General features: G+C 50.8%; 25 protein-coding genes. 15 read left to right on the plus strand and 10 right to left on the minus strand.

What is annotated here, in order from left to right; all coding sequences use genetic code 11:
* Positions 1-9 precede the first annotated feature (9 nt).
* A complete protein-coding gene (locus AC4BAN_RS02075; RefSeq protein WP_490562702.1) occupies positions 10-801 on the minus strand; it encodes a M48 family metallopeptidase in 792 nt (263 codons plus the stop codon).
* A 364-nt stretch (positions 802-1,165) separates the two neighbouring features.
* Here AC4BAN_RS02075 and AC4BAN_RS02080 point away from each other — a divergent pair, with 364 nt between their 5' ends.
* The 9 genes from AC4BAN_RS02080 (at position 1,166) to AC4BAN_RS02120 (ending at position 9,265) form a co-directional block, all read left to right on the plus strand.
* Complete coding sequence (locus AC4BAN_RS02080) at positions 1,166-1,777, plus strand: fumarylacetoacetate hydrolase family protein (RefSeq protein WP_490562703.1); 612 nt, start codon at positions 1,166-1,168, stop codon at positions 1,775-1,777.
* The gene (locus tag AC4BAN_RS02085; RefSeq protein ID WP_490562704.1) at positions 1,737-3,707 is read left to right on the plus strand and encodes a M23 family metallopeptidase; all 1,971 of its coding nucleotides are present in this window, start codon (positions 1,737-1,739) and stop codon (positions 3,705-3,707) included. Before AC4BAN_RS02080 ends, AC4BAN_RS02085 begins: the two co-directional genes overlap by 41 nt.
* Before the next feature lie 99 nt (positions 3,708-3,806).
* Positions 3,807-4,256: a thioredoxin-dependent thiol peroxidase gene (gene bcp / locus AC4BAN_RS02090; RefSeq protein WP_490562705.1), complete on the plus strand. Its 450-nt coding sequence runs from the start codon at positions 3,807-3,809 to the stop codon at positions 4,254-4,256.
* 164 nt (positions 4,257-4,420) lie between these two features.
* Positions 4,421-5,278: a transketolase gene (locus AC4BAN_RS02095; RefSeq protein ID WP_490562706.1), complete on the plus strand. Its 858-nt coding sequence runs from the start codon at positions 4,421-4,423 to the stop codon at positions 5,276-5,278.
* Between the two features lie 35 nt (positions 5,279-5,313).
* On the plus strand, positions 5,314-6,702 hold the full coding sequence (locus AC4BAN_RS02100) for a vWA domain-containing protein (RefSeq protein WP_490562707.1): 1,389 nt from the start codon (positions 5,314-5,316) through the stop codon (positions 6,700-6,702).
* 67 nt (positions 6,703-6,769) lie between these two features.
* Entirely contained in the window at positions 6,770-7,726 is a 957-nt protein-coding gene (locus tag AC4BAN_RS02105; RefSeq protein ID WP_490562708.1) for a transketolase family protein, read from the plus strand.
* A gap of 88 nt (positions 7,727-7,814) precedes the next feature.
* Entirely contained in the window at positions 7,815-8,354 is a 540-nt protein-coding gene (locus AC4BAN_RS02110) for an RNA polymerase sigma factor (RefSeq protein ID WP_490562709.1), read from the plus strand.
* Positions 8,355-8,397: 43 nt separating this feature from the next.
* Positions 8,398-8,823, plus strand: coding sequence for a hypothetical protein (locus AC4BAN_RS02115; RefSeq protein WP_490562710.1), 426 nt, complete (start codon positions 8,398-8,400; stop codon positions 8,821-8,823).
* 7 nt (positions 8,824-8,830) lie between these two features.
* A complete protein-coding gene (locus tag AC4BAN_RS02120) occupies positions 8,831-9,265 on the plus strand; it encodes a hypothetical protein (RefSeq protein WP_490562991.1) in 435 nt (144 codons plus the stop codon).
* A 75-nt stretch (positions 9,266-9,340) separates the two neighbouring features.
* Here the strand turns inward: AC4BAN_RS02120 and AC4BAN_RS02125 are convergent, their stop codons facing one another.
* The 4 genes from AC4BAN_RS02125 to AC4BAN_RS02140 all read right to left on the minus strand — a co-directional run bounded on the left by AC4BAN_RS02125 (position 9,341) and on the right by AC4BAN_RS02140 (position 12,650).
* Positions 9,341-11,047 (minus strand): DUF885 domain-containing protein, encoded by a 1,707-nt coding sequence (locus tag AC4BAN_RS02125; RefSeq protein ID WP_490562711.1) that lies wholly within the window; start codon positions 11,045-11,047, stop codon positions 9,341-9,343.
* A 230-nt stretch (positions 11,048-11,277) separates the two neighbouring features.
* Positions 11,278-11,997: a dipeptidase PepE gene (gene pepE, locus AC4BAN_RS02130; RefSeq protein WP_490562712.1), complete on the minus strand. Its 720-nt coding sequence runs from the start codon at positions 11,995-11,997 to the stop codon at positions 11,278-11,280.
* A 77-nt stretch (positions 11,998-12,074) separates the two neighbouring features.
* Complete coding sequence (locus AC4BAN_RS02135) at positions 12,075-12,332, minus strand: hypothetical protein (RefSeq protein ID WP_490562713.1); 258 nt, start codon at positions 12,330-12,332, stop codon at positions 12,075-12,077.
* Between the two features lie 87 nt (positions 12,333-12,419).
* Positions 12,420-12,650 carry a hypothetical protein gene (locus tag AC4BAN_RS02140; RefSeq protein ID WP_490562714.1) on the minus strand — a complete coding sequence of 77 codons (231 nt, stop codon included), beginning with the start codon at positions 12,648-12,650 and terminating at the stop codon, positions 12,420-12,422.
* 383 nt (positions 12,651-13,033) lie between these two features.
* On the opposite strand from AC4BAN_RS02140, the gene AC4BAN_RS02145 reads away from it, so the two are divergent.
* Positions 13,034-14,038, plus strand: coding sequence for an MBL fold metallo-hydrolase (locus AC4BAN_RS02145; RefSeq protein WP_490562715.1), 1,005 nt, complete (start codon positions 13,034-13,036; stop codon positions 14,036-14,038).
* Between the two features lie 60 nt (positions 14,039-14,098).
* Here the strand turns inward: AC4BAN_RS02145 and AC4BAN_RS02150 are convergent, their stop codons facing one another.
* Positions 14,099-14,287, minus strand: a complete 189-nt coding sequence (locus AC4BAN_RS02150) for a hypothetical protein (RefSeq protein WP_490562716.1) — start codon at positions 14,285-14,287, stop codon at positions 14,099-14,101.
* A gap of 232 nt (positions 14,288-14,519) precedes the next feature.
* On the opposite strand from AC4BAN_RS02150, the gene AC4BAN_RS02155 reads away from it, so the two are divergent.
* Entirely contained in the window at positions 14,520-15,245 is a 726-nt protein-coding gene (locus AC4BAN_RS02155) for a Dph6-related ATP pyrophosphatase (protein ID WP_490562717.1), read from the plus strand.
* Between the two features lie 57 nt (positions 15,246-15,302).
* Here the strand turns inward: AC4BAN_RS02155 and AC4BAN_RS02160 are convergent, their stop codons facing one another.
* Together AC4BAN_RS02160 and AC4BAN_RS02165 are read right to left on the minus strand one after the other, a co-directional pair.
* On the minus strand, positions 15,303-16,202 hold the full coding sequence (locus AC4BAN_RS02160) for a DUF4249 domain-containing protein (protein WP_490562718.1): 900 nt from the start codon (positions 16,200-16,202) through the stop codon (positions 15,303-15,305).
* A 24-nt stretch (positions 16,203-16,226) separates the two neighbouring features.
* The gene (locus AC4BAN_RS02165) at positions 16,227-18,584 is read right to left on the minus strand and encodes a TonB-dependent receptor (protein WP_490562719.1); all 2,358 of its coding nucleotides are present in this window, start codon (positions 18,582-18,584) and stop codon (positions 16,227-16,229) included.
* Between the two features lie 185 nt (positions 18,585-18,769).
* Between AC4BAN_RS02165 and AC4BAN_RS02170 the strand changes: the two genes are divergently transcribed.
* The 3 genes from AC4BAN_RS02170 (at position 18,770) to AC4BAN_RS02180 (ending at position 22,617) form a co-directional block, all read left to right on the plus strand.
* The gene (locus AC4BAN_RS02170) at positions 18,770-19,960 is read left to right on the plus strand and encodes an aspartate aminotransferase family protein (RefSeq protein ID WP_490562984.1); all 1,191 of its coding nucleotides are present in this window, start codon (positions 18,770-18,772) and stop codon (positions 19,958-19,960) included.
* A 219-nt stretch (positions 19,961-20,179) separates the two neighbouring features.
* Positions 20,180-21,937, plus strand: a complete 1,758-nt coding sequence (locus AC4BAN_RS02175; protein ID WP_490562720.1) for an SLC13 family permease — start codon at positions 20,180-20,182, stop codon at positions 21,935-21,937.
* Between the two features lie 47 nt (positions 21,938-21,984).
* Positions 21,985-22,617: a hypothetical protein gene (locus tag AC4BAN_RS02180; protein ID WP_490562721.1), complete on the plus strand. Its 633-nt coding sequence runs from the start codon at positions 21,985-21,987 to the stop codon at positions 22,615-22,617.
* Between the two features lie 17 nt (positions 22,618-22,634).
* Here the strand turns inward: AC4BAN_RS02180 and AC4BAN_RS02185 are convergent, their stop codons facing one another.
* Together AC4BAN_RS02185 and AC4BAN_RS02190 are read right to left on the minus strand one after the other, a co-directional pair.
* Positions 22,635-22,964 carry a hypothetical protein gene (locus AC4BAN_RS02185; RefSeq protein ID WP_490562722.1) on the minus strand — a complete coding sequence of 110 codons (330 nt, stop codon included), beginning with the start codon at positions 22,962-22,964 and terminating at the stop codon, positions 22,635-22,637.
* Positions 22,965-22,967: 3 nt separating this feature from the next.
* Positions 22,968-23,330 (minus strand): tellurite resistance TerB family protein, encoded by a 363-nt coding sequence (locus AC4BAN_RS02190; protein WP_490562723.1) that lies wholly within the window; start codon positions 23,328-23,330, stop codon positions 22,968-22,970.
* A gap of 400 nt (positions 23,331-23,730) precedes the next feature.
* Between AC4BAN_RS02190 and pfkA the strand changes: the two genes are divergently transcribed.
* On the plus strand, positions 23,731-24,702 hold the full coding sequence (gene pfkA, locus AC4BAN_RS02195) for a 6-phosphofructokinase (protein WP_490562724.1): 972 nt from the start codon (positions 23,731-23,733) through the stop codon (positions 24,700-24,702).
* Positions 24,703-25,046: the final 344 nt, after the last annotated feature.

A 25,046-nucleotide genomic window follows, 5' to 3' on the forward strand; every position in this document is an offset into this window, starting at 1 on the left:
GGGATCTGGTTATTTCTTATAATATTTAAGTGCCTCCGGCAGGTGCTTCTTTAGGTCAGCCTGACGCGTACCTGCACTTGGGTGCGTTGAAAGGAACTCAGGTGGGGCAGCGCCTCCTTTAGCCTCCATACGCTGCCAGAAAGGAATCGCCTCTCTGGGGTCGTAACCGGCCATGGCCATAAAAATAAGCCCTAAGCGATCGGCCTCCGACTCCTGGTTACGGCCATACTTCAACATTCCCAACTGCGATCCTACGCCATAAGCGGCCATCAACAGGTTCGTGGCTGTGCCGGGTTGAGTACCCGCCAGGGCAGAAAGCGTCTGGCCACCGAACTGCTGTGCCAGTGCCTGGCTCATGCGCTCGTTACCATGCTTAGCAATCGCGTGGGCAATCTCATGCCCCATCACAACGGCAAGGCCTGTTTCGTTTTGAGCAACCGGCAAAATACCCTCGTACACTACGGTTTTACCGCCAGCCATCGCAAAGGCATTCACCTGGTCATCCTGTATCAGGTTAAACTCCCACCTGAAACCATCTAATTCATTCTGTAGTCCGTTGACAGCCATATACTGCTCCACGGCGTTCTGGATGCGCTGTCCGGCGCGTTTCACCATGGCAGTTGACTGGGCGTTCCGGGAGAGTTTGTGCTCCTTCAGGAACTGGTCATAGGCATCGTAACTCATGGCCTGCATTTCCGCATCGGAAACCAGGTTCAGCTGTCGGCGCCCTGTAATGGGCACTGTAGTACACCCTACGAGGAGCGTGACTGCCAGCGAAAAAGTAATTATTCTCTTGTACATCTTTTTAAGTTTTATTGGTCCTGTAAAAAGCATTTCAAATTTTGAACCAATTTACCAGAAACCACGTGTAACACATTTGAAAATTTACTTATCACTATATTTACCCTCCTTCTATTTTTAATGATCTCAGGACGGATGCTAAACAAAGTGCAAAACAAATTTTTCAGTTATACGTCTTCCGGTCTACAAAATGTTCAGAAGTTGCGCACACAATAATAAATACGGTTAAGGGTTATCATAAACAGGAGTACGACACCTGAAACGGGGCCGCCATGCACACCCTTTAATTATTTTGTGGCCTTTCGCTGCGTCGCAATCTTTAAAGCCCTATTTTTGAGTTACGGAAAACCTAACGCACCCTTACATGAAGATTTTAGCTATAGGAAGAAACTATGCTGAGCACATTGCCGAATTAGAAAACGAGGTGCCCGATGCGCCCGTCATTTTCTTTAAGCCTGACACCGCTGTGCTGCGCCACAACGAGCCGTTCTATTACCCGGATTATACAAATGATGTGCACTACGAGGCAGAACTTATTTTGCGCATCAGCCGGGAAGGAAAAAACATCGAAAAGAAATTTGCCCCCAGGTATTACGACGCCCTCGGTTTGGGCATCGACTTCACAGCCCGGGACCTCCAGACCAAAGCCAAGGAGAAAGGCTTGCCCTGGACCCTGGCCAAAGGATTCAATGGCTCTGCCCCCGTTTCTGAGTTTCTGCCCCTCGACCAGTTCCCAAACCTGCAGAACATCAATTTTAAGCTGGAGGTAAACGGCGAGACAAAACAGCAGGGCAATTCAAAGATGATGCTGCATTCGTTTGAGGACATCATCGCGTATATGTCGCGCTTTATCACACTAAAAAAAGGAGATATTATTTTTACGGGAACGCCTGCGGGTGTTGGCCCCGTTAAGATAGGAGATAGATTAGAAGGGTATGTTGAAGATAAAAAATTATTGGATTTCGAAGTTAAGTAAAAAACAGGTGGTGCTTGCCGCCCTGACGATATGCACCGCTTTCCAGGCCTTCGCGCAGTTGGGTCCGGAGCCTGCCTCCGCAACGGGTGCGGCACCTAAAAAAGTGACGGTGCCCCAGGGTTACTTCCTGTTCCCGATCAAACCCGGGGAGCGCAACTACTTGTCAGGTTCCATGGGAGAGATACGCTCTAACCACTTTCATGGGGGCGTGGATATTAAAACAGACCAGCGGGAAGGGCTGCCGGTGCATGCAGCCGCGGATGGGTATATTTCCAGGGTAAAGCAATCAACTTACGGATATGGCAACATTATCTTTGTAACGCACCCAAACGGACTGGTTACCACGTATGCGCACCTGCGGGAGTATGAGAAACCGTTGGCGGACTTTGTGCGCCAACGGCAGTATGAGAAAAAGACCTTTGAGCTGGAGCTTTTCCCGGAGGCCGGCAGGTTTCCGGTGAAACGCGGCGAGGTGATCGGCTACTCGGGTAACACAGGGGGCTCGGGCGGCCCCCACCTCCACTTTGAGATCAGAGATGAGCAAGACCACCTCTACAACCCGCTGCAGTATAAGTTTGGCGAGGTGCTGGACACCACGCCCCCTGAAATATACACCCTGGGCGTGACACCCCTAAACATTAACGCACGGGCAAAGAACGCGTTTGACCGCGCCGAGTACCGCACCACCCAAAAAGGCAACGCTATTGCTTTAGCGGATACCGTTTTTGCAAATGGCCTGATCGGGCTGGAGGTACAAACGATTGACAGGCTTGACGGGGCCGCCAATAAAAACGGCACTCAGGAAATAACGCTGTTCGTGAACGGCAAACAAATGTACAGCCATTACATCGACCAGGTGCCCTTCGAACTCTCGCGCCAGGTATCGCAGCATATTAACTATAACATTTACAAACGTCAGGGCCGGTCGTTTCAAAAGGCCTTCGTGGATTACGGCAACGACCTGCCGCTTTACAAAGCAAGTGGGGGCCAACAGGGCCGTTTAAAAGTATACCCTGATTCTGTTTACCAGGTAATACTGGTGGCCCGCGACTCCTACAACAATGCCTCCACGCTTAACTTTGTAGTAAAAGGCCAAAAACCAGCATTTACCCACACGCTTTCAAAATCAACGATAAAGCCAAGCCTGGAGCACGAGATCATCGGAAACGTTCTGAAAATAAGCGCCGCCGATTCCAGCAGCACCCCCCAGAATATCACGCTGTATGTAGGCAACAAGGCCCTTACACTGGTACCGAGCTATGTGCAAAACTCAACCTCTGTCAGCCTTTACGATTTGCGGGCCGGCATACCGGACTCCATGCATTTCTGCGGGGCTTCCAGCAACTTTGGCATGGAGCTGATGATACCGCCAGCCAGGGATTTTGCATTCTCTAACAAAAACATGCAGGTGCTTTTCGACAAAGAGTCGCTCTACGACACACTTTACCTGAAAACAGCACTGGAGGGTGACGTATACACCATCGGCGACTACTTTACGCCATTGCACAAAGCCCTGAAAGTAACTATAACGCCTTCCACACGGGTAAAAGACAAGTCGAAGGCTGCGGTATACTTTTTAGGTACAGGCCGCGGGCGTGGCTTTGAAGGGGGCAAATGGGAAGGCAACAGCATTACTTTCACTACCCGCAACATGGGTAAGTTTAAGGTGATGGAAGACAGCAAGCCACCCTCCATCAAGCTACTGAGCAAAAGCAAAGATCAGATCCGCTTCCGGATCGGCGACGATTTGTCGGGCATCAACTCATTTAACGCCTACCTGAACGGCGAGTGGCTGCTGATGAAGTATGAGCATAAAGCAGCCATGATATACTCTGAAAAATTGGATAAAAGTGTACCTTTGTCCGGTGAAGTGGTTTTGAAGGTGAAGGACAACGCTGGCAACGAAGCCACTTATACGACCAACATTTAATAGCAACACAGCATTGTTTGACAAAGGAGAAAGGCCTGGATTTAGTACCAGGCAACAAGTTCTTTGTCTTTCATCAAGTAGTCACGAGATCAAAAATATATGGAACTGAACATCGGCGACCAGGCTCCGGAATTTGAAGGAAAAGATCAAAACGGGAATGCGGTTAAGTTGAGCGACTTCCGGGGCAAGAAAGTGATTCTGTACTTCTACCCAAAAGACGACACCAGCGGCTGCACGGCCCAGGCTTGCAACCTCCGCGACAATTATAGCAACCTTAAAAAAGAAGGTTACGAAGTAATCGGGGTAAGCACCGACAGTGAGCAATCGCACCAGAAATTCATCGGCAAGTATGAGCTGCCTTTTACGCTGCTAGCCGACACAGACAAGAAAATAGTGGAGCAGTACGGCGTGTGGCAAGAGAAATCGATGTATGGCCGGAAGTATATGGGCACCATGCGCTATACTTTTGTGATCGACGAAAACGGTTTGCTACAGGACATCATCACCAAAGTAAAAACCAAAGAGCACGCTGAACAGGTATTGAAATAACGAAAAATGCAGCTGTCCGGATAGGCAGCTGCGTTTTTCGTATATTTGAGGGCTATCGGGTTGCTCCAAGCCGCATCCTGATAGGAAATTACAGGGCTATTTTACATCTTGAGGACTGAACAGCCTTTAAAGTCATTATATCTTACAATCCATAATTTACAAAAGTGAATCCACACAACAAAAGCATCGACGAGCTGAAAGAAATTGCCGCACAGGTACGCAGAGACATTGTTCGCATGGTGCATGCCGTCAACTCCGGCCACCCGGGCGGCTCGCTGGGCTGCACCGATTATTTTGTGTCGCTGTACTTCCGCGTGATGAACTACAGCACCGACTTCAGTATGGACGGCAAGGGCGAGGACCTGTTCTTTCTTTCAAACGGGCACATCTCACCAGTTTGGTACAGCACTCTGGCGCGTGCCGGCTTCTTTGAGGTGGCTGAACTAGCCACATTCCGCAAGCTTAACTCCAGGTTACAGGGGCATCCGGCCACAGAAGAAGGGCTGGAGGGCATCCGCATTGCCTCCGGCTCGCTGGGCCAGGGCTTGTCGGCAGCCATTGGCGCCGCGCAAACCAAAAAGCTAAACCAGGATAACAGCCTGGTGTATGTGCTGATGGGCGATGGCGAAGTGGAGGAAGGCCAGGTTTGGGAAGCCACCATGTATGCCGCCCACCACAAAGTAGATAACCTGATTGCCACCATAGACAGGAACGGCCAGCAGATTGACGGCTCCACCAACGAGATCATGGGCCTGGGCGACCTGCGCGCCAAGTTCGAAGCGTTCGGCTGGCATGTGCTGGAAACCGAAGGCAATGATTTCGGGCTGTTGCTGAACACCCTGGACACCGCCAAAAAAGCAACGGGCCACGGCAAACCGATCATGATCCTGATGAACACCGAGATGGGCTATGGCGTGGACTTTATGATGGGCTCGCACAAATGGCACGGCGTGGCTCCGAACGATGAGCAGCTGCAGGTAGCCTTGCAACAACTGGCCGTGAAGGAGGCCGCCGATTATTAGAAGATACACAGGTTATCAGGCATAGCACCCGCTGCATGGCACAAAGACTCCGGTCAGTTCTTCTTGTTTTGCTGCTGTTGGCAGCAGCCGGAACAGCTATGGGGCAACAAAAAAAACAGTTGCCTAAAACCCGTATCCTGTTCCTGCTCGATGCCTCGGGCAGCATGCTGGCCAAATGGGAGAACAGCGACAGGATGAGCGTGGCCAAGAACCTGCTGGCTCACCTGGTAGACTCCCTGGAACGCTACGACAATGTGGAAGTGGCACTACGGGTGTACGGGCATCAGTCAGCGCGCGAGCGCAACGACTGCAAAGACACCAAGCTGGAAGTTTCCTTTGCTGCCGATAACAACAGTGGGGCCATTAAGAAAAAGCTGGGGCAGATTGAGCCGCGGGGCAACACGCCCATTACCTACTCGTTGCTGCAGGCTGCCGGCGACTTTCCGGACTCCAAATCCAGGAACGTGATCATTCTGATCACGGATGGGTTGGAGTCCTGTAACGGAGACCCCTGTGCTGTGTCGCTGGCCTTGCAAAAGAAACGCATCTTCCTGCGGCCCTTTATTATCGGCATTGGCATAGCACCCGAGTATGAGCAGCAGCTGAGCTGCATAGGGCAGTACTTTAACGCCGCCGACGTAAAGACCTTTGAGAACGTGCTGACCGAGATCGTGACGCAGACCCTGAGCGAGACCACCGTTAGCGTAGAGCTGCTGGATGAACAGGGAAGGCCCGTAGAGACGAACGTGAACATGACCTTTTTGAACTCCCTGACCGGGGGCACCGAGTACAACTACGTGCACTATAAGAACGGGCAGGGTAAAGCAGACATGCTGGACGTGGACGCGCTGATTCCGTATGACCTGGTGGTAAACACCACCCCGGTTGTGATAGAGCCTAACCTGAAGATAAAACCAGGGAAGCATAACGTGATCCGGGTAAAAACGCCACAGGGAGAACTGCACCTGCGCCAGGACGGACCCTCGCCCTACGGGCAGCTGGTGGCCCTTGTGCGCGAACAGGGTTCGCCGCAAACTTTAAATGTGCAGCCTTTCGGCAACAGGCATAAGTACATTACCGGCAGGTACGACCTGGAGATCCTGACACTGCCGCGCATTGTGCTGAAAGGGGTAGAAATAAAGCAGGGCCAGACCAAAACGATCACCATCCCGCCACCGGGGCAGCTGACCATCCCCTCGCAAATGCAGGGCTATGGCAGCATTTACGAGCTCGACGAAGGGGGCAGGCAACAATGGATCTATAACCTGCCCGAAGACTACAGCAAAACCACCCTGGCCTTACAGCCGGGCAAGTACCGGCTGGTGTACCGCATGAAATCGGCGCAGGCCAGTAAGTTTACCGATGTGCAGGATTTCACCATCCGTTCCGGAGCCACTACGGCGGTGCGGATTTTTAACAGATAAGTAAAATCGGGAGGACAACAAACACCTCACTCGTTAATAAAAGACCTTATAGAAACAAAACACACAGATGAAAGAGTACACATATTCAGAGAAAAAAGACACACGTTCAGGTTTTGGTGCCGGGCTGCATGAGCTAGGCAAAAGCAATCCGGAGGTGGTAGCCCTTTGCGCCGACCTGACCGGTTCGCTTAAAATGGACGCTTTCAAGAAGGATTTCCCGGAGCGTTTCTTCCAGGTGGGCATAGCAGAAGCCAACATGATGGGCCTTGCCGCCGGCATGACCATCGGGGGGAAAATTCCTTTTACAGGAACGTTTGCCAACTTCTCCACGGGCCGTGTGTACGACCAGATTCGCCAGTCGATAGCCTACTCTGGTAAGAACGTAAAAATATGCGCTTCCCACGCCGGCCTTACACTGGGCGAGGACGGGGCCACACACCAGATTCTGGAAGACATCGGCATGATGAAGATGCTGCCGCACATGACGGTGATCAACCCATGTGATTACAACCAGACGAAAGCCGCCACCCTGGCCATTGCCGATTACGAAGGCCCGGTGTACCTGCGTTTTGGCCGCCCGGTTATACCGAACTTTACCCCCGCCGACCAGAAATTTGAGATAGGCAAAGCCGTGATGCTGAACGAAGGAACCGATGTGACCATTATTGCCACGGGCCACCTGGTTTGGAAAGCGATACTGGCCGGCCACCTGTTGGCAGACAAAGGCATCTCGGCTGAGATTATAAATATCCACACTATTAAACCTTTAGACGAGGCGGCAGTCTTAGCTTCGGTGCGGAAGACGGGATGTGTGGTTTCTGCTGAAGAGCACAATCGCTACGGTGGGCTTGGCGACAGCATCGCCCAGGTTCTGGTGAAGCATTACCCGGCCCCACAGGAGTACGTGGCCACCGACGATACCTTCGGTGAGTCTGGCACGCCCGAGGAACTGATGGAGAAATACGGCCTGACGGAGCATGACATTGTAGCCGCTGCAGAACGTGTAATAAAGCGAAAGCATTAAATATCAGTAAACAGATAGTGACATAAGCTGTGCTGGTAATCAGCACAGCTTATTTTTTTGATCTTACCCCGTTTACAGGTTACCGCCATTGGAAGACAAAGAGCTTTTAGAGAAATTCGCCCTGCCCGAGAGCCGAAACCTGGCCTTTAACCAGCTTGTCCGGAAGTACCAGCAAAAGATATATTGGCACATCCGTAAGATGGTGATAGACCATGAAGATGCCGATGACCTGACGCAGGAAGTTTTTGTGAAAGTGTGGAAAAACCTGGAGAATTTCCGCAAAGATGCCCAACTCTACACCTGGATCTACCGCATCGCCACCAACGAGTGCCTTACCTTTTTAACCAACAAGAAGAAAAGGTTCTTCTTGCCGATACACGACGTGGCCGCCGAGCTGATCGAAAAAGTAAACTCCTCCCCCGACATCTCGGGCGATGAGATACAGCTGAAACTACAGAAGGCCCTGCTCCGGCTGCCCGACAAACAGCGCCTGGTGTTTAACATGCGCTATTACGATGACATGAAGTATGAGGAGATATCTGAGATACTGGGCACCTCAGTGGGGGCTCTGAAGGCATCCTATCACCTGGCAGCAAAAAAAATAGAGGAATTTGTGAAGCAGGATTAAACTATACCCGCTCATCTGCATCTAACGAATAGTGATGGATAAAATGAAGAACGAATTTAAGCTGGAAGACCACGACAGACACAACGTGTTTCAGGTGCCTGAAAATTACTTTGACCAGTTGCCGACAAGAGTTATGGCGAAAACAGCCGCCGCCGACAAACCAACCCAGTTCTGGCTGGCTCGTCCGTTTCGGTTGGCCTTTGCCCCGGTGCTTTTATTCTTACTAATTGCGGGGGTTTACTTCTTTAATATACAACAACCGGTACAAAAGCAGCAGTATGCACTGGGATCGTTGGCGGAACAGGAAATTGTTGATTACCTGAACAACAGCGAGGACCTGGAAAGCACTGATTTTACGGAATTCAGTGTGGTGTCCGATAAGGAATTCACAGCCGAGTTTCTCAACATCAGCCCAACCACCGCCGAAGAAGAACTTGAGTACTACCACATCAAAGACATAGACTACTAATTCACCCATGAAACGATTTCTTATACTTTTGATTTTCGGCGTGCTTGCCCTGAGCAGTTCCGCCGTAGTTGCCCAGGAACGCCACGAAAACGTGGAGGCGGCCAAAATCGCCTACATCACCGATAAAATTGAACTTACGCCCGAACAAGCTCAGAAATTCTGGCCTGTTTACAACGAGTATGAGAACAGGCGCCGCGAACTGATGCGGAATTACCGTGGCGGCTACCGCAGAAACCTGGATGAACTGACGGAGCAGGAGGCCAAGGCGCGGATAGAGGAGATGTTCGATACCAAAGAAAAGGAGCTGGTCCTCGAAAAGGAGTACGCAAGCAGGTACCAGAAAATGATCTCTGCCAAGCAGCTTATCCAACTATATCGGGCAGAACGCGATTTTACAAAACTCTTGCTCAGAAGGCTGGACAACAGAAGAGCAACAAAATAATCTATTTGGCTAATAGTGAAAAGAAGAGGCACTACCTTTATCGGAGTGCCTCTTTTCATGTGCCGGGTATTTGGTTCATCCTTTTTTCTGGGCCGCAATCCAGGCATCCATTTTCTTTTCGAGCACGGCCAGTGGCATTACACCACCCTTTAAAATCTGGTCGTGGAAAGCGCTGATGCTGAACTTATCTCCCAGCTCCTGCTCAGCACGCTGCCGCAGTTGCCTGATCTTCAGTTCCCCGATCTTGTAGCTAAGCGCCTGCCCGGGTATGGCCATGTAGCGTTCAATCTCAGCCACGGCAGCCTCCTCGCTTGTCAGCTCATTATCCAGTGAATACTGAATGGCCTGCTCGCGCGTCCAGCCTTTGGTGTGCATGCCCACATCCACCACCAACCGGATGGCGCGGTGCATTTCATCGCTTAAGCGGCCAAAGTATTGGTAAGGGTCTGTGTACAGCCCTAGCTCTTTGCCCAGGCTCTCCGAGTAGAGCGCCCAGCCTTCGCCAAAAGCGCCATACCAGGCATACTGCCTGAACCTGGGCAGCCCCTCCTGCTCCTGCTGAATGGAAATCTGGTAATGGTGGCCCGGGATCGCCTCGTGCAGGAACAGCGACTCCATGCCCACGGCGTTATACTTGGTGGCATCCAGAATGGGCACGTAGAAAATGCCGGGGCGGGAGCCATCCGGGGCGGCCGGGTTGTACTCGGCACTGGCCGAGGCAGCCCTGAAAGCTTCTGTCTGCCGCACTTCGAACTTTGCCTTGGGGGTAATACCGAACAGTTTGCTTAGCTGTGGCTGCATCCGTTTCTCTATACCTTGGTAAGCTGCAAGCACCTGCTCAGGCGTTTTGAACGGTGTAAATTTCGGGTTGTCGTTCACATACTGGAAGAAGGCCTTCAGGTCGCCTTTAAAACCAACCTGGTCCTTTACCTTCTCCATCTCACCCCGGATCCGGGCTACTTCCTGCTGTCCGGTTTCAAAGATCTGATCCGGCGTCATGTCAGTTGTGGTCCAGTAACGCACCAGGTAACGGTAATAGGCATCGCCGCCCTTTATGCCGCTGATGCCCGTGGTGGCACGACTTTTTGGCAGGTACTCGTTCTGCATGAAATCGTGCAGCTTTTTATACGTGGGGATCACCTCCTGCTGGATGGCCTGGCTATAGGCCATGCGGATGCTGTCTTTCTGGGCTGCTGTAAAACTGGCCGGAAGGTTCTGTACCGGGGCCCAGAATATGGTTTTTTTGGGGTCCGACACGACCATGGCCTGCAGCTGCGGCATTACTTTCAGGGTAAGCGTCCTTGGCAACACTACGCCCATCGCCATGCCCTTTCGCATTTTGGCTATCGCGGTATCGCCCCAAACGGTAAATCCTTTTATGCGCCCCAGAAAATCGCTGTAATCCTCCGGGGTTTTAAAGGGCTGATTACCGGAGCCGGAGCCTAGTTGCGCCATGGTGATCGGCAAACCCCAGAACTGATTAAGCGGCAACATGTCGGAGGGTTGCTTCAGGCCTTCCAGCGCCATCTGCATCTCATACTTAAAGATATCGTAACTAACCTGCTCCTGGTCGGTCAACCTGCTTTTATCTACCTGGTTTATTTGATCCAGGTACTTCTGATACAGTTGCCTTACCTGCTCCCTGTGTGCCTGGCTCAGGTCGTTTGGTAACTGATCGTTGTAGCGGTTATCGGCAATCGCGGTGGCCTCCAGCGGAAATAACTTCAGGCGCTCCTCAAAGTAATTATCAAATAGCTGGCTGATATTTTGTTCTGTCTGCACGATTTCTGTAGTTTGCTCAGGTTCAGAAGTGCGGGTACAACTAGTTGCTCCCATCGTGGCCAATGCAAAAGTGAGGCAGCATGTTAACTGGCGTATTCTCATATTCTCAGGTTAGTTATGATAGTGCTGAATCTATTGCGTTAAACGGTCAATTTCGAAAAAAGAAGGAAACAGGCTTGCATAGCCACAGGGACATGTCTCTTCTGGCAGCAAAAGAAGGTTTTTTCAGCTTAGTAAGCCTCAAGTAAGAAACCGATATCATCACCGGTTTTAAACTCCATGGGCTTTTGGCCTTGCAGGAAAATACGCACAGGCAAATCACCCAGTAAACTGATCCGGTCTCCTTTCACCTGCAGCATGCTTCCCTCACGCAAACCCACAACAGGCTGGCGGTTATAGCAATGAAATTCTAGGATACGGGTCTCGCGGGTTTCCCCCATGTGGGTAGAATCCGAGATCGGGTCGAGGTAGTGGGGGTTGATGTTGAAAGGAACTAGCTGTAGGGCCTCAAAGCTTTTCACATGCACGATGGGCATATCGTTGGTCGTGCCAATGGTGTTGCCTGCCACATTGGTGCCTGCGCTGGTACCGATATAGGGCATGCCATCCTCAACGCGCTCTTGTATTGGTTTAATCAGGTTGTTTTGAAACAGGTGGCGCAGAAGTACAAACGTATTTCCGCCCCCGATAAAGATAGCCTCCGCCTCCTGTACGGCTTTTACAGCGTCATCGCAGGCATGAATACCTGTCACGCTGATACCCCAGGCAGAGAAAGCCTCCTGTACTTTTGCCGTATACTCCTGATGCGAGATGCCACCGGGCCGGGCGTATGGAATAAACAAGATACTTGACTTGCCGGCCAGAAGTGCTCTAACCTCGGTTTCGGCGTGCGCCAGGTAGCCGGTTCCGTATGTGGTGGAGGTGCTGATTAAAAGTAGATTTCTGCTCATGCTCAAAAGTAAAAATTTTGAATGAGGGAAAGCGGAAACAGGCAATAAATTATGTCTGTCCGGCCTAAAAAAAGGGCTTATTTTTTAATCGTTTTCAACTGCAGCCGGATTGTCTCCAGGTAAGGCTCCAGTTGTTTGTAGCTGGTTAAGGCACGCACCAGGCCGATACTTTTCAGGTCGTAGAGGAACCATATCTCCACATAAAACTCATGAAACCAGTACAGGTCTATCTTACACCAACTCTTTATCCGATGATGCACATAATGGCCCTGGTTGAGTACAATATCAGCCTGCAGGCAAGGAGAAAGTTCATTAAATTCTTTGGCGTTTATCATCACTGAAACTACACAAACCAACAACTGCATTAAAAAAGGCTACCGAAGGCAGCCTTTATAGTTTAACGTAAGTTTCTTGATTTTGGTCTAGTTCAGATGCAGGGTATACATCTCGAACCTGTTGGAGGCAAAACTCCAGTGCGAAGACGAAGGATGTATTTCCACACCGTCCTCATCCATGATCGTGATTGCAAATCCCTCGCCTTGGTTAAGGGGCTCCGTGAAATGCTTCACAGAGTAGACCTTCCCTTCCTCTACCCACTCCTCCGGGTCGAAGGCAGGCAAAGACGCGTCTACGCACTTTGCGTAAACAGCCATGTAGCTCGGTGGTACGAATAAATTAACCATATGACATAAACTTTCGAGAAAGATAAAAAATTCCTTCTAAACAGGAAATGAATCGGCTTGTATAAATACGCCATGTAGGCTTCTTCAAAAAGTATGCCTTAGTACCCGTTGTTTCAGAATTATTTACACCTACCTCCTTTTAATTAGTTTAAGCAGTTAAAGCTCTTCAACCTAACGGTTTTAAGAAATTTTTCGACGGCTTCTTTTCCTGCAACTTCGTACTCTGATAACTGACAAAGAATCATTATCTTTAAAAAAGACTTCTTATGGCGGCATCAACAAAGAATCGGTTCGGCAACTGTAAACAAACTTTTACGGTTGCCCCCCGGGTATGGGGACTTAAAACAGTTTTCGTGAATCTGTATTTCGTAGCGAATCCGGATGGGTCGTGGGTTTTGGTTGACACAGGAGTGAAAGGCTTTGCCTCCCTGATCAGAAGTATAGCTGACAGTATTTTTGGGGAAGGCAGCAGGCCCAAAGCGATTTTACTGACACATGGTCATTTTGACCACACCGGATCGGTAAAAGAACTGGCAGACAGCTGGGATGTGCCCATCTACGCGCACCCCATGGAATTCCCGTACCTGACGGGCAAATCCAGTTATCCCCCACCGGATGCAAGCGTAGGAGGCGGCGCCATGGCATACATGGCTTTTGTGTACCCCAAAAAGCCGATCAACATTAAAAACAGGCTGGAGCTCTTGCCCCCGGATGGCACTGTGCCTGGCCTGGAAGGGTGGCACTGGCTGTACACACCAGGCCATAGCCCGGGGCATGTGTCTTTTTTCAGGCCAGAGGACAAAGTGCTGCTTGCCGGCGACGCTTTTGTAACCCGCGACGCGGAGTCGGCTGTTGCCGTGATAACGGAGAAACGGGAGGTGCATGGCCCACCCGCCTACTATACCCCCGATTGGAGCGCCGCACACCGATCCGTGGATACGCTTTGTAACTTAAGCCCGGAAGTGGCCGCCACCGGACACGGCTTGCCAATGAAAGGGCAGGAATTGCAGTGGCAACTCGAGGACCTGGTGAAGGAGTTCTGGATCAGGGCTGTACCCGAGCAGGGCCGCTACGTACATGTGCCCGCTGTTACTGATGAACAGGGCATTATCTCGCTGCCCCCGGCCGTAAATGCTTCTGCGCCCAAGATACTGGCTGTGGCCGGTGCTGTAGCAGTCGCCGGATTGGTGTGGTTCACGCTGAACAAGCGTCGCAATACGACCGAGCAACACGAACAAGCCGCACAGAAAATCTTGAAAAAACGCGCCTACTCCCATAACCGGGTCATGAGTGGCTTTCCAGCAAACGTTGACCCGGAGCATGATAACCCCGAGGCGCACACCAACAATTATCCCTGATACAAAAGAGGCCAGCTGCATGCGTGCAACTGGCCTCTTTATTGGCTAATTGAGCTTTCCTTAATCACTCTTGTGATCTGCTCTGCCGGAGCCGCTTTTCTTTCCGCCACCATCCTGTTTGTTCACAGTGGCCCAAGCTCTCTTTTCGGCTTCTTTGTGGCTTACGCCACGCTTTTCGTATCCTTCCTCAATGTGTTCCGCTTTGCGTTTCTGCTTGTCGGTATACGCCGACTTATCTCCTTGTGGCATAGTATACTCCTTTCTTTATGTTCAACATTAAATAAAAACTGCCGAAACAGCTATTCCTTTTTACGGATGCCAGCCAAAAATAGGTTAAGAAAACAGCCAATAAACAAGATCCTAAACTAGCTATGGCCATTTATTTAAACCTGCTATTTTTACCACAGACTAGCCGTACATAAAGCTGCAATAAGTATAGTTTTAGTTTATACTTTTGCCTCCATACCAAGTATGACCGACTATGAAAAGCGTTTTTAATTGGAGCGGGGGCAAAGATTCGGCCCTGTGTCTGCACCGGGTGCTGCAGCAACAAACGCACACCGTAGATCGCCTGTTCACTACCCTGAGCAGCGCCACCAACCGCGTAACCATGCACGGCGTGCGGCAGGAGCTACTGCAGCGGCAAGCCGAAAGCATAGGCCTCCCTCTGCAACAGCTCAGGCTACCAGAAAACGCCAGCATGGGCGCCTATAATGAACTGATGGAAGGCACTACCCGCCAGCTACAGCAGCAGGGAATCACGCACGCCATTTTCGGAGACATTAACCTGGAGGACCTGCGTGAGTACCGCGAAAAACAGCTGGCGCAGGTGGGCATGCAGGCCGTGTTTCCTTTATGGGGGCAATCAACACCTGCACTGGTGCGGGAGTTCATTGAGCTGGGTTTTAAAGCCGTTGTGGTCAGTGCCAATGCGCGTCTGCTGGACGAGTCTTTCGTAGGCCGGGTGCTGGATCAGGCCTTTATGAACGACTTGCCAGCTGGAGTCGATCCGGCTGGGGAGAACGGGGAATTTCATACTTTCGTGTTCGACGGACCGCTGTTCCGCAAACCGGTCGAGTATACTTTGGGCGAAAAAGTGCTCAAATCCTATGGCGCTGCCACCAATGCGGATGCGGAATGCTTTAAAAAAGAAGAGAAGCCCGTTTTCGATGCAAGCTTCTGGTTCTGCGATTTGCTTCCCGCCTAAAGACAGGGCCCGAGCCAATGGATTCGGACCCTGCCTGTTTACTTTCGCTTTAACTTACTACATCTCCTTATAAGCCACCACCTGGTTGTAAGCGGCAAAAACGCCCACTCCCCCTTCTATGTTGGTATACATAATGGTTGGCTCAGCAAAGGGGTTGCCATGGGTTTCTGACTGCTTGAAAAGCGCCTGGTGATACAAATAATAGTGCCGGTCTGATACGACCAGAAGGGCGTGAATGCGCCGGGGCTTCGGAAAGGGGTTATCCGGGTATCTGTAATAGTTCATCTCATCGGCACTGAGTATACCACCGGGTGCTTTGTCATCCAGCTGCAAATGACGTATCTCGGAGTTACCATAAAGCACCGTTCTTGTTATTCGCTCCCTCCCATCGGGCTCCAGATAACCTTCCTCCATATAGCCCAGGCTGCGGTAGTAGTTTTTAACGCCCGGGGCATCCTGCCACTTGTACGTGATGTGGTACTTGTGTATGGTGCCCGAATAGTAGGGTTGGTTTTCTGCTGTGAAGGAGGACTTCACTTCTGTGATGGCTATCCCGTTTACCTGCGGTACGGTACACCTAGCTTTTGCCTCGAAACCACCGGGTGCACTAACCTGCAGCTGGTATGTTTTACCCGCCACAATTGGCCTTGTCTTTACATTGGCCTCATACCGGTTTTGGGCAGCGTTATAGGTAAGGGGAAACGTGGCGCTGCCATCCGTGATGGTAACTGTGGCATCGGTTACTTTAAGCTGCTCCTCAGTCAGCACCTTCCCAAGAGCGGGTTGCGTCTTTTGTAGCTGCACCAGAAGCAGGGTGTCCTGGGGTGAGATAAAGGACATAACCACCAGTTTTGAGGAGACGTCCAGAGGTCCCATGTTTTTCACGTCCTGCTCGCACGCAGAAAAAGATACTGCCAGGCTTAACCAAAGCAGTGCTATTATAAGTATTCGCTTCATGTTTGTCTTTTTGATCGGCATCATTTAGAACTTAAACCCGTAGCTTACCGATGGGATGATCGGGAAAAGGGTTACTTGCTTTAATTTAGATTCCGGCTCTCCGTTGTTATAGTCCTCGCCTATGTAGTAAAAGAACGGGTTTCGGCGGTTGTACATGTTGTAGAAGCTGATCTCCCAGGTGCGCTCCCCCCATTTTTTCTGTTTATGGAACTGAATACCGGCATCCATGCGGTGATAGGCGGCCATCCGGAAGCTGTTGCGGTCTCCGTAGTCGGTGGTCCGGTAGCCGTAGTTATAGTAGTAGCTGTATTCGTTCTGGTAGCCTGCCGGCTGGCTCGTTTTGCCCGTGTAGGAGCCCACCGGCATCGTAAGGGCATTGCCGGTGCCGTATACCCAGGTGCCCGAGAGCGTGATCCTGTCGCTGAGCTTATAGATGCCCACTAACGAAATATCGTGGCGGCGGTCGTAGCGGGCATAGAATTTTCTGCCAAAGTTGAGCGAGTCGAACTGCAGCTGCGTCCAGGACAAGGTATAGCCCGCCCAGCCAGAGAAACGGCCTACTTTCTTCTGCAAGAGCACCTCCACGCCATACGACCAGCCCTGGCCTGCGGTAATGTTATCTTCCCAGTTCACCTCTTCCGCCGATTCCGGGTCATCGATGATCAGGAAGCTGGCGCCTTCTTTATAGCCGATAATATTATCCGATTTCTTGTAATAGCCCTCCACAGTCAGGGCCAGGTCTTTGGTCAGGAAATCTTTGGCCACACCCAAGGCCACCTGCTGCGACTTCTGGGGGGCAAGCCGGTCGGTGGTAGGCACCCAAAGGTCAGTGGGCAGGCCTATGCCAGTGTTGCTGATCAGGTGCACGTACTGGTTCATGCGGGCATAGGAGGCTTTCACGGACAGATCGTCCTTCAGGTTGTAGGCAACCGAGAGGCGTGGCTCAGGCATGAAGTAACTTTTTTCGCCGGCGGCAAAGTGGCTTAAGCGCAGGCCCGCATTTATTTTGAGGGCAGGCGTGGGCTTGTACGTGTCCTCTACATACACCGCCGACTCCAGGCCATCCTCTGCCTTCACGTTCCGGTCTATGCCTTCCTCCCCATTTCCTTTCACCACCAGCGCGCTCGGGTTAAACCGATGGAACGTACTCTGGAAGCCAGACCGAATAGCATGCTGCGGGTTAGGCAGGTAATCCACGTCATACTTTAAAGCCATATCATTGATGCCGGAAAAGTAATTCAGCTTGTACCTGTCATCCTTCTCTTTGCCCTTTTCTTCCAGTTCAATGTTGAACCGGTACCTGCTAAAAATCAGCGACGTGTTGGCAAACACCTGCTCATTAAAAAGGTGGTTCCAGCGCAGGGTTCCGGTGGCATTGCCCCAGTAAATGCCGCCATTCGATTCCGTGCCGTCGTATTTATTGCGGTAGTAGAACTTGTCGCGGCCAAAGTAACCGCTCAGGTACAGTTTGTTGGTTCGGCCAAAGTCATAGTTTACCTTTGTGTTCAGGTCGTAGAAATAATACCCGGCTTTGCCATCCACGTTCATAAAAGGCCGGGCCAGGATATCGGCATACGTGCGCCGGCCACTGATCAGGAACGAGGACTTCCCTTTGCTTAGCGGCCCCTCCAGCATCAGCCTGGAAGAGATCAGGCCAATGCCGCCCTCGCCATGCACTTCCTCCTTATTTCCCTCCTTCATGTTCAGGTCAATCACCGAGGACAAGCGCCCCCCGTAGCGCGCCGGGAAGCCGCCTTTGGTCAGTTCCACACTTTTTAGCGCATCGCCGTTAAAAAGCGAGAAGAACCCGAACAGGTGCGAGGCATTGTACACCGTGGCATCATCCAGGATGATCAGGTTCTGGTCGGGTCCGCCGCCGCGCACGTAAATGCCGCTGTTTCCCTCGCTGCCCTTTTGCACACCCGGCATCAGCTGCAGCACTTTCATCACATCCTTCTCGCCGAGCAGCATCGGTATATTCTTGATCTGCGACACAGGCACTTCGATTTTGCTCATCTCCACGGCCTGGCTCACCTTTTCTACGCGGTTTGCCACCACTTCCACTTCTTTCAGGGTAGCTTCTGACTTTAGGTCTATGTTCAGCTCTACATGCTGGCGCAGCGCAAATTTCCTGAATTCCGGCTTAAAGCCCAGGTACCCAAAGGCCAGGGTAATGGAATCGGAGGCCGGTAGCGTGAGGGAGTAAAAACCGTAGGTATTGGTGTTGGTGCTGATGGTTGTGCCCGGCTGGTAAACGCTCACCCCGATCAACGATTCACCGCTTCCTTTCTCCCGCACATACCCGCTGATGGTATACTTCTGCTGGGCAAATAAGACACTTGTGCTGCAAAACAGCACAATCAGCAATAAAATTTGTTTCATAGAAAGCTATTCGTGTATCAAGAATATATTAATTTTTACAATCCAAAGTATAAATATACACTGACAAAACATTATAACTAGTATATAGCTAATTTATTATATCGAAATATCTTCAAACTTGAAATCAGGGGCAGGCAGTGCCGGCCACCGTAAAATCTTGCAGAATTAGCTACCTTTGCCCTATGATTTCGATGAGGCAATTGTTTCTGAAGCACCAGGCGCAGACATCTGATTTCCCGCTGATGATTGAGGTGGAGAAAGCTGAGGGGGTTTATATGTACGGCACGGAGGGGCAGCGCTACCTCGACCTGATCTCAGGCATCGGGGTTAGCAACGTGGGCCACCGGCACCCCAAAGTGATCGGGGCCATACAGGAGCAGCTGGATAAGTACCTGCACCTGATGGTGTACGGCGAGTTTGTGCAGGCGCCGCAGGCACGGCTGGCAGAGGCTATATGCCGCACATTACCTGCCAGGCTCAACAATGTATACTTTCTTAACTCCGGAACCGAGGCTGTAGAAGGTGCCCTGAAACTGGCCAAGCGCTACACGGGCCGCACCGAACTCATCTCCTGCCGCAACGCCTACCACGGCTCCACGCAGGGTGCTTTATCCGTGAACGGCAGCGAGAGCTTTAAGAACGCCTACCGCCCCCTGTTACCCGATGTGCGGCAAATTCACTTCAACTCCCTGCCCGACCTGCAGTCGATCACCACCCGCACAGCCGCGGTGATCGTAGAAACGGTGCAGGGTGAAGCCGGTGTAAGAGTGGCCCAAAACGATTATCTGCAGCACCTGCGCACACGCTGCACAGAGGTAGGCGCTATGCTTATACTTGATGAGATTCAGTGCGGCTTTGGCAGAACGGGTACTTTCTGGGCCTTTGAGCAGTTCGGCATCGAGCCCGACATCCTGCTTTGCGCCAAGGGCATGGGCGGTGGTATGCCCATAGGCGCCTTTATAGCGCCGCAGGAGATGATGGCGGTATTTAAAAATGACCCTATCCTTGGCCACCTGACTACCTTCGGCGGCCACCCCGTTTCCTGCGCTGCCTCCCTGGCTACGCTCCAGGTTATTCAGGACGAGGAACTACTAAAAGGGGTGCAACCAAAAGCCGACCTGTTCAAAAAGCTATTGGTGCACCCGCGCATCAAAGGCATCCGGAACTGCGGTTTGATGATGGCCGCCGAGTTCGAGTCGTTTGAAATTTTGAAGGCGGTGATTGACCGGGCCATTCTGAAGGGCGTACTCACCGACTGGTTCCTTTTCTGCGATAACTCCATGCGTATTGCTCCCCCGCTTACCATTACAGAAGAGCAGATTCAGGAAGCCTGCGCCATTATCCTACAAGCAGTGGCGGAAGTGGCTGGCAAATAGAGAATTAATTAAAATATCTGTAGCAGGTAGCCACTTTTTCGGTTACGGTACGTAAATGCCGAAACTATACTGAACAAGCCAGCCTATTTCCTGAATTTTGTAGCACTCGGACGCTACACAGGAAATGGCTTTAGCTCCCGATGCCATGGATGTGCCATCCGCTTCAGGATGCAGGTTGCAATTTGTGCTTAAAGTATAGCCATATTCTCAAAAGCCTTTATGGAAATAGCCCTGGTGCTAACCTTGCTTGTGGTTGCGGTGGTTCTGTTTGCCACCGAGGCGCTCTCTATTGAGATCGTGACGCTTATCATGCTGATCATATTGGCCAGCACGCGCATTATTTCTGCTACGGAGGCTTTTGCCGGTTTCAGCAGCGATTTTATCATCATCATCGCCTCCATTTTCATACTTGGCGCCGCCCTGCAGGAAACAGGCATCCTTGATTTCGTGGTTATCCGGCTTGTCAGGCTCGCAAACAAGAGCAAAGGCCTGATGCTGTTCACCGTCATGATGTCCACTGGAATTGTGTCGGCTTTTATGAACAACACCACCGTGACCGCCATGTTTGTGACGCCCCTGGTAGGCTTATCGAAACGCATTAACCAAAGCACCTCCAAAATATTGATGCCCCTGGCCTTTGCCTCCATACTTGGTGGGACCTGCACTTTGATCGGCACATCCACTAACGTAGCGGTAAGCGGCTACATCGCTAAATCCGGCCTGGCCCCCATTGGTCTTTTTGAGATATCGGGTATTGGGGTGATCATATTTATAGTGGGTATTTTGTATATGATGACCGTGGGCCAGCGGCTGTTACCCGACCACAACGACCAACAATTGGCGGAGGAGTACAAACTGCAGAAATACCTGACAGAGATCGTGATCCAACCTGACTCCCCTTTGATCGGCCAGCTGGTTTTTGCCTCGGATCTCACTTCGCTCAATTTCAGGATGCTCAATATCATCCGGGGCAAGGACAACTTCTTGCCGGACTTCCGCACCCGCATCCGTTCAAACGACATCCTGCTGGTAGAAGGAGACCTGGACAACCTGATCAAGGTAAAAGAGACCAAAGGAATTCAAATCATGGCCGACGCCATCCTTTCAAAAGACCTGGTTTCTGAAAATATCCGTCTGGCGGAGCTGCTTGTTATCCGGAACTCCAATTTGATCGGGCAAACCATAAAAGAGGTCGAGTTTTTGCGCCGATACGGGCTGGTAGTGCTGGCCGTATCCCGGCACGGGGAAACGCTTCGGAGCAAGATCGGGAGCATCATGCTGCAGCTCGGCGACCTGTTGCTGGTGCAAGGCTCTGCCCAGCGCCTGGAACAGCTGAGGCAATCTAACCATGTGGCCCTGCTCGACGAGTTTCAGCCCGTGCTGTTTAAAAAGCGCAAGGGCATTATCGTGATCACGTGTTTTGTGGCAGCCATCGTTTTAGGCACACTCAACATACTCCCACTGTCCATTGCTTTCCTGCTGGCTGCCGTCCTGAGCATTCTTTTCCGATGCATCAGCACCGACAAGGCCTATGGTGCCATCGACTGGCGGTTGCTGGTGCTGATCGGGGGCATGACGGCCTTTGGAACCGCTATGGAAAACTCGGGGGCGGCGGAGTTTCTGGCGCTGGGAATTGTAGAAATGATGGGGGCCTACGGAAAGCTGGCGGTGTTGGGGGGATTTGTTATTTTAACCGTGCTGCTTACACAGCCCATGTCAAATGCGGCGGCGGCCCTGGTGGTGGTGCCTGTCGCTTTGCGCACCGCAGCCGAACTGCATGCAGATCCCAGGGCTTATGCCATTGCCATCATGCTGGCCGCCTCTGTTTCGCTGATCACGCCTTTTGAGCCTGCCTGTATCCTGGTTTACAGCCCGGGCAAATACCACTTCATGGATTTTATTAAGATCGGCTCTCCCCTAACTGTTCTGCTGATTCTGGTCATCATGTTATGCGTGCCTTTGTTCTGGCCTCTGTAACAGCTTGCCTTGTTTCGCAGTAAGCATATAAACTTACTGTGTATACCATGATAAACAACATTTATATAATGGGGGTGCTCGTACTGCTTTTTACTGCATCCTGTTCCCCAAAAAACGAGGAAGTAAAGCAGGGGCAGATTGATGTAGGCCCGCAGGCCGAGGCGTTGGACTCGATTGCAAGCACAGACAAGGATGCTGTTAAAACAGATGAGAACGAGATTAATCCTACTTTTCCGCTACCACAGCCTGTGTTGCAAGTGTTAACTAAACGTTATCCCGGTTGGGAGAAGCCCGTTTTAACAACTGGGGCTGCGGCGCGAGCAGATAACTCGGGTCAGGGTCCGTATATGGTGCGCGGAAATTTCAACAGCGATACCACTCAAGACTATGCCTTGCAGCTGCAGCAAAACAGAAACGTGATTATTGTAGCCCTGCTGAGCAACGAAAACGGCACCTGGGAGGCACATGAACTGCAACGCGATATACTTTTTAACGACCGGGGCCATTTTAAAAGTCTCTATTACCTGCTTGTAACCGAGGCAGGTAAGAAAGTGACAGACCCGGAAACAAATGAGCTCCTTGAGCTATCCCACGATGCCATTTCAGTTGGGTTTGAGAACAACATCACCACCTATGTACTCGGGGATAACAAATTCCAGTCTTTCAATCCGGCTAATTAGCCCGCATCCTTCAACGTTTAGTCAACGCTGAAATACAGAAGGGATCCAATCACGGCCCCGCCCACCCCAATGGTAAGCGCCATTTTACTAATCTTATCTGCTTGAAAAAGCTCTGTGTCGGTAAGATAATATTTATTGAGCTGCACGTGAATTACAAAGAAGAGTAAGGCAAGCACAAAACTTACAAACCAGAACATACCAAAACGCAGCAGGAAATCAAGCGGCAGCTGGCTCTCATGCACTAATCGCATGGCCATCTTATCGCGCACCAAAAAATGGGATCCCAAGGCCAGCACGATGCAGCTGTAAACAACAAGGTATTTAAAATAGGAATTTAATTTGTTCATTCCTTAATAGTTCAGAAACGACTGGGCATCGAGTTTGATATGCTCGCGCGAGAACCCATCCTTCACCCCAATGGAGATCTTGCGGACCAGAACTCCCACTATGGCCTTCTTAAAACCTAAGCGCGTGGCCATGTTGATGCAAAACTCCATCTCGTTTTCGTCTACAATACCATCAGCGAGCATCATCTCCACCAGGTCGTAGATCTGATCGAACCGATCTGAGTCGTTGGTGGGCAGCTGTAACTCCGACTTCTCTGACCCTGTGACCAGGTTGCGCACATCCGAGGGCTTCATACCATGCTTGGTGCCAATTGAAATGATAAAGTTCATTTCCGCAGGATCGACATGGCCATCTATTTTTGCCAAAGCTCCGAGGTTCGAAATGTGGCTCTTTAACTTTTTTGTTTCTTCACTCTCAAAAAAACCAAACATACGTTGCCTCTTTTTATTAAAATTTATTTTTTTGAAAATCAAATCAAGCACATTTCAATCCGAAGCGAATGCGCTTGCGTGGTTGCAGAAATAGTAAATTAAATGGTGCAATACAGTTTACAAAATGCTAGTATTGCATCTACCGCTATTGCATACGGTTTTCTTAATTTTTAGAGACATGCTTTTGTGGCTTTTTTTAAATTTGTGCAAATAACAGGTCGAGTAATCGACTAATTTATACTATCAAAGCCTTGTTCTGATGTAGCCACCAAAGCATTCCTCTTGCTAAGAAAAACATTATCAGAGCATTAAGCTAGTAAAATATTTTAACAGAATGAAGAGAATCGGAGTTTTTACTTCTGGAGGCGACTCACCGGGAATGAACGCTTGTATCAGAGCCGTCGTTAGGGCTGCCGTGCACGAAGGGGTGGAGGTTTATGGGATCATGCGCGGGTACAGGGGCATGATTAAAGGAGAAATTATCCGTTTAGAGTCTAACTCTGTCAGCAACACCATTCAGAAAGGCGGTACCATGCTCCGCTCCGCCAGAAGCAAGGAATTTATGACCCCGGAGGGCCGCCGCGAAGCATACGAGCAGCTTAAGAAGTTCGGCATTGAAGGCCTGGTGGCCATTGGGGGCGATGGCACGTTTACCGGGGCGAACATTTTCTGCGAAGAGTATGGCATTCCGACGGTAGGGGCCCCCGGCACCATAGACAACGACCTGTATGGCACTGATTATACCATAGGTTACGACACCGCCGTGAACACGGCTTTAGATGCCATTGATAAGATACGGGACACGGCAGACAGCCACGACCGGGTTTTCTTTATTGAGGTGATGGGCCGCGACTCCGGCTATATTGCCATACCCTGTGCAATTGGAGGCGGGGCCGAAATCGTAATGATCCCAGAGGCGCACACCAGCATTCAGACAGTGGTAGATACCCTGCGCACAGGCTGGGACCGTTCCAAAACCTCTTTTATCGTGATCATTGCCGAAGGCGATGAAGCGGGCAATTCTACGGTGGTAGCCGCTGAGGTGCAGAAGGCGCTACCCTATATGGATGCCCGCGTGACCATTCTGGGCCATGTGCAGCGTGGGGGCTCCCCTACCGCCGCCGACCGACTATTGGCCAGTCGGCTAGGCATTGCCTGCGTGGATGGCCTGCTGGCAGGGCGAAAAAGCGAAATGGCCGGTATCGTGAACGCCCAGTTGGTGTACACGCCATTTATAGATACCATCACCAAACAAAAAGTGATCAACCCCCACTTTCTTAAAATGGTGAACATCCTTTCGGTATAGCAGCACAGGGGCAGGCAAAATATATCCTAAATAACGGCCTTAAGCATAGCAATTGCCCTATTTAAACTTCTCCCTCCTCCTTAATCCATTCGTTTACAACAAGATATACTTTTAAAAAGGCCCTTCTTTTATCTATCTTCCTGATATTCCGTAAAAGCTTAGCACAGTTAATCTACTAATGTAAATTACCCATCGCAACAGCAAAACATATCGGGAAAATCATTTTAAAAAGTATACTCTGGCTACTGGCTATTGTAATAGGAATTGTTATCCTTATTGTAGTCGCGCTGCAGTTTGCAGGTGTACAGAATTTTCTGGCTCAGAAAGGGGCTGGCTACCTGTCG

The sequence above is a fragment of the Pontibacter sp. GD13 genome (genome assembly GCF_058216355.1).